This window comes from Mesorhizobium sp. M4A.F.Ca.ET.090.04.2.1 (assembly GCF_003999085.1).
GTDB lineage: Bacteria > Pseudomonadota > Alphaproteobacteria > Rhizobiales > Rhizobiaceae > Mesorhizobium.
On record NZ_RZOT01000531.1, the window covers coordinates 1 to 4,260 of the forward strand.

Annotated in this window: 5 protein-coding genes; all 5 read right to left on the reverse strand. The window is 63.6% G+C overall.

Annotation, left to right across the window (positions count from 1 at the left end; all coding sequences use genetic code 11):
- Positions 1–572, reverse strand: a 572-nt coding sequence (locus EN781_RS27385) for an ATP-binding cassette domain-containing protein (RefSeq protein ID WP_127400515.1), incomplete at its 3' end; no start/stop codon positions are given.
- 67 nt (positions 573–639) lie between these two features.
- Positions 640–1,524 (reverse strand): sulfate ABC transporter permease subunit CysW, encoded by an 885-nt coding sequence (cysW, locus tag EN781_RS27390; protein ID WP_126059033.1) that lies wholly within the window; start codon positions 1,522–1,524, stop codon positions 640–642.
- On the reverse strand, positions 1,517–2,368 hold the full coding sequence (gene cysT / locus EN781_RS27395; protein WP_126059034.1) for a sulfate ABC transporter permease subunit CysT: 852 nt from the start codon (positions 2,366–2,368) through the stop codon (positions 1,517–1,519). The genes cysW and cysT overlap by 8 nt, the downstream gene beginning before the upstream one ends.
- A gap of 75 nt (positions 2,369–2,443) precedes the next feature.
- Complete coding sequence (locus EN781_RS27400) at positions 2,444–3,472, reverse strand: sulfate ABC transporter substrate-binding protein (protein ID WP_126059035.1); 1,029 nt, start codon at positions 3,470–3,472, stop codon at positions 2,444–2,446.
- A gap of 229 nt (positions 3,473–3,701) precedes the next feature.
- The coding region (locus tag EN781_RS27405; protein WP_127400516.1) for a M15 family metallopeptidase at positions 3,702–4,260 on the reverse strand (559 nt) is incomplete at its 5' end.

The window sequence follows — 4,260 nt, forward strand, 5'->3', positions numbered from 1 at the left end:
ACGGTGGTGTGGCCAGTGCGGTCGTGGATCTCGCGCAGCCAGCGGCGAAGCTCACGCCGCACCTGTGCGTCGAGCGCGCCGAACGGCTCGTCGAGCAACAGCACCTTGGGCTCGATCGCCATGGCGCGGGCGAGCGCCACGCGCTGGCGCTGGCCGCCGGAAAGCTGCGCCGGATAGCGCTTCTCCAGGCCCGAAAGCTGGACGAGGTCGAGAAGCTCGGAGGCGCGGCGGCGGATCTCCTGTGTCGGCGGCCGTGCCGCGCCGTGCCGGACCTTGAGGCCGAAGCCGATATTGTCGGCCACCGTCATGTGCCGGAACAGCGCGTAGTGCTGGAAGACGAAGCCGACATTGCGCTCCTGTATCGACTTCTGCGAGGCGTCCTCGTCGCCGAAGAAGATCGTGCCCTTGGTCGGCCGTTCCAGCCCTGCAATCAGCCGCAGGAGCGTCGTCTTGCCGGAGCCGGACGGGCCGAGCAGCGCGATCAGCTCGCCCGACTTGATGTCGAGGGATACGTCATGGAGGGCCGGAAACCGCTCAAACTCCTTGCGCACGTTGGCAACGCGAACTTCCATAAACTGTCCCTTTTGTCGATGCCTGCCGTTATCCCAAAACCGGTTCGCGCTTTTGGGCGATATGCATTCAGTGTCCGCGCGTGGCGGCGATCTCGGCGCCGTAGCGCATCTCGAGAAGTGTTTTCAAGACCAACGTCACCAGCGCCAGGCCGGCAAGCAGCGAAGCGACGGCGAAGGCGCCGACCGCATTGTACTCATTGTAGAGGATTTCGACATGCAGCGGCATGGTGTTGGTAAGGCCGCGGATGTGCCCCGAGACCACCGACACAGCGCCGAACTCGCCCATGGCGCGGGCGTTGCAGAGCAGGACGCCGTAGAGCAGGCCCCATTTGATGTTGGGCAGCGTCACAAACCAGAAGGTCTGCCAGCCATTGGCGCCGAGCGAAAGGGCAGCCTCCTCGTCGCCGTTGCCCTGTTCCTGCATCAGCGGGATCAACTCGCGGGCGACGAAGGGGAAGGTGACGAAGACGGTGGCGAGCACGATGCCCGGCACGGCGAACAGGATGACGACGCCATGCGCCTTCAGCCATTCGCCGAGCATCCCTTGGGCGCCGAACAGAAGCACATAGACCAGGCCGGAAATCACCGGCGAAACCGAGAAGGGCAGGTCGATGAGGGTGGTCAGGAAAGCCTTGCCCTTGAACTCGAACTTGGCGATCGCCCAGGCGGCGGAGATGCCGAAGACGAGGTTGAGCGGCACCGAGATCGCCGCCACCAGCAGCGTCAGGCGGATGGCCGAGCGTGTGTCGGAACTGGCCAGTGCCTCCGTGTAGGCGCTGACGCCCTTTGCCAGCGCCTCGTGAAAGACGACAATTAGCGGCATGAGCAGGAAGACGGCGAGGAAGGCGAAGGCCACGACCATCGCCACGATGCGCACCGGCCGGCTTTCGGTGACCGCCGCCGACTGGCTTTCGTGATGCGGTTCGTAGGATTTGATCTCGGGATCAGCCATAGCGTTTGCGGCTCCATGACTGCGCCAGATTGACGACCAGCAGCATCAGGAAGGACAGCGCCAGCATGATCGCCGCGATCGCGGTGGCGGCGGGATAGTTGTACTCCTCGAGCCTGATGACGATCAGCAGCGGCGCGATCTCCGACTTGAATGGCAGGTTGCCGGCGATGAAGATGACCGAGCCGTATTCGCCGACGCCGCGCGCGAAGGCGAGCGAGAAGCCGGTGATGATCGCCGGCGCCAGGCCCGGGAACAGGATGCGGGTGATGATCTGGAAACGATTGGCGCCGAGCGTGGCGGCGGCTTCCTCGACCTCCTTGTCGAGCTCTTCCATGATCGGCTGCACGGTGCGCACGACGAAGGGCAGGCCGATGAAGACCAGCGCGATGACGATGCCGAGCGGCGTATAGGCGACCTTGATGCCGAGCGGCATCAGCAGTTTGCCGATCCAGCCATTCGGCGCGTAAAGCGTGGTGAGCGCGATGCCGGCGACGGCGGTCGGCAGCGCGAAGGGCAGATCGACCATGGCATCGACGATGCGACGGCCGGGAAAGCGGTAGCGCACCAGCACCCAGGCGACGATGGTGCCGAAGACGACATTGACGCCAGCGGCGATGAAGGCGGTGCCGAAGCTGATTTCAAGCGCGTTGATGGTGCGGCGATCGGCAGCGATCGCCCAGAAATCGGTCCAGCCGAGTGCCGCCGAGCGCCAGACCAGCCCGGAGAGCGGGATGAGGATGATGAGCGTGAGGTAGGCAAGCGAGAAGCCGAGCGTCAGTCCGAAACCCGGAATGACGCTCGGCTGCTTGAATCGCCACCCCGCCGGAGCGGGTACTGTGGTCATGGAATTCTGGTTCGTCCCTTCTTATTCAGACCAGATTGCCGTCGGTGATGTCTCGGGCCGCGAGGCCGTCGCGCCTCACTGGGCCGGCTTGTAGATCTGGTCGAATATACCACCGTCGCCGAAATGATAAGGCTGTGCCTTCTTCCAGCCGCCGAAAAGCGGATCGTCGATTGTGATCAGCTTGATCTCGGGCAGTTTGGCGAGGTCCTCGGCGGGAACCAGATCGGGTTTTGCCGGACGATAGTGGTTCTTGGCGATCAGCGTCTGGCCCTCCTTGGAGTAGAGGTAGCCGAGATATGCCTCGGCCACCTTGCGCGTGCCCTTGGCGTCGACATTGGCGTCGACCACCGCGACAGGCGGTTCGGCCAGGATCGAGGTCGGCGGATAGACGATGTCGAAATTGTCGGCGCCGAATTCGTCGAGCGCGAGATAGGCCTCGTTTTCCCAGGCCAGCAGCACGTCGCCCAGGCCCTTTTGCGCGAAGGTCACGGTCGAGCCGCGCGCGCCGGTGTCGAGGACCGGTACTTGGCTGTACAGCTTGGCAATGAATTCCTTGGTTTTGGCCTCGTCGCCACCGTCATTGGCGTTGGCATAGGCCCAGGCGGCCAGATAGTTCCAGCGCGCGCCGCCGGAGGTCTTCGGGTTCGGCGTGATCACCTGGACACCGTCCTTGATCAGGTCGTTCCAGTCATGGATGCCCTTCGGGTTGCCCTTGCGGACCAGGAAGATGATGGTCGAGGTGTAAGGGGCCGAATTATTCTCGAACTTTTTCCGCCAATCCGGATTGATCTTCTTCGCCTTCGAGACGATGGCGTTGATGTCCCCTTCGAGGGCCAGCGTCACCACGTCGGCGTCGAGGCCATCGATCACGGCGCGGGCCTGCGCGCCCGATCCGCCATGCGACTGCTGGATGGTCACGGTCTCGCCGGTCTCGGCCTTCCAGTGCGCGGCGAAAGCCTCGTCATAGGCCTTGTAGAGCTCACGCGTCGGGTCGTAGGACACGTTGAGAAGGGTCGTATCGGCGAACGCGAAACCGAGCGTGCCGAACTGGACCGATGTGGCGACCAGCGCGCCAAGCAGTTTCTTGAAATGAGGTTTGGTCATTTCCGCCTCCGTTGATGACGGCCGAACTCTAGCGAATTGATAGAATTTAGATGCATTCAATGTTGCCTTTTTTGGCGTCTCGGAGAAATTTTTCGCCGATCGTCTATCCCTTGGGGAAATGGTTTCCTCATATTAGATAGACCGCCCTCGCCGGCTCGACGCTATCTAGAAGCGGGGCCGCCCTCGGGCAAGGCCGCGTGGCGACAGATCGGCCTTCGCGGCCGGACCTCTAAGGCGCGGTGACGGGAAAGTCGAAGCGTTGCTTCGGAAACGGCTCGGCCACCAGCGTGAAGTGCCACCATTCGCGGGCGTAGTTGCGGAAACCGGCGGCGCGCATGGCCTCGACCAGTCGCTTGCGGTTTGCAGCCGCGTCGGCGGGGAGCGGATGGTGCGCGGTTTCGCTGGCCTGGTCGAAACAGTCGAAGCCGGTGCCGAAATCGAGCGTGTCGGCATCGGGCGCGCCGCAGGCAGGGTGAGGTGCGGCCGCACCATCAATGGCTGCAATGGCGAGATCCACGGTCGAGCCGCGCGAATGGCTGGAGAGTTCGCCGATATAACCCTTGGCGATGAGGTCGCTGCGTTCCACTGCCGGATACCATTGCGGGTCGGGCGATCCGCCCGTTCGCGTCCACTCGACCATGTCGGCGACGGCCCGCGCCGGGCGGTAGCAGTCGAAGACCACCAGGGTCAGGCCCTTTGCTGAAAGAGCTTTCTGGACGATGGACAGCGCTTTCGCTGCTTGTCGGGTGAGGATGCAGACCGGCGCGTCATAGCCCTCGGCCTTGCGG